This is a genomic window from Pseudoalteromonas rubra (genome assembly GCF_004212645.1).
Lineage (GTDB): Bacteria > Pseudomonadota > Gammaproteobacteria > Enterobacterales > Alteromonadaceae > Pseudoalteromonas > Pseudoalteromonas rubra_G.
The window spans coordinates 1-920 of sequence record NZ_PPUZ01000147.1 but is presented as its reverse complement, the minus strand read 5'-3'; the positions used below and the strand labels follow the sequence as shown (position 1 = coordinate 920).

1 protein-coding gene is annotated in these 920 nt (G+C 54.1%); it reads right to left on the bottom strand.

Annotation, left to right across the window (positions count from 1 at the left end; genetic code table 11):
* Positions 1-920, bottom strand: a 920-nt coding sequence (locus C3B51_RS23000) for a condensation domain-containing protein (RefSeq protein ID WP_240701964.1), incomplete at both ends; no start/stop codon positions are given.

Genomic DNA, 920 nt, shown 5'->3' with positions numbered 1-920 from the left:
GTGCCCTGTAGTCGTCCCGACAGCACAGTGCCAAACACCACGTCTTCTTGCTGACTGCAGCGCCCTACCACTATCCCCCACGCCGCGTGGAATAACACCGCCGGGCTGAGTTTGAGGTTCACTGCTGCTTTGCGTAGCCCGGCACTCAATGCCGCTGGCACCTTGACTCTTTGCGCATCGATATTGCGCCCGTCGCCCTGGATATCCAGCAGGTTAAATGGCGTCGTTGGACTGTCGATATCCCCTAACTGTGCGCGGAAATACCCTTCACTGTCTTGCTCTGCCTGTCTTGCCTGGGTATGCGCGATGAAGTTTCTATACGGAACCGGGGCTGCCAGCTTGTCCTGCTCACCACGCTCAAAATACGCTAACTCCTGTGCAATGATTTCCAGTCCAACGTGGTCTGAAATGAGGTGGTGGAACTTCACCATCACCACAAACTCTGACTGCGCTGCATTAAACCCGATATGCACCGCTAATAATGGCGCCCGGGTCAGGTCCATCTGGCTGTGGCCCTGCTTCTGTTGCATATGCGCTATAACATCGCCCTCTATCGCTTCCCACTGCACGGGAACCGTGACCGAGTCACATACCACCTGCACCGCCTGGCTGAGCCCTTCCCACACAATCGCGGTTCTTAATACGTCATGACGTGCCACTATAAACGTCAACTTGGCCAGCAATGACTCCACAGCCTCTTTACTGTCCATGGCAAACAGCGATGACAACACATACACATCATGTGCCGGGTCCAATAAATGATGGAATAAAATACCTTCCTGCAATGGTCCCAGAGGATAGATATCTCTGATATTGGGCGCTCCGCCAGGCACTGTGGCCGCTATCTTATCTATCTCTGCCTGGCTAAGATTGATCAGCGGCAGCATCTGTGGGGTGATCTGTTCGCTGCCTGCCACTAT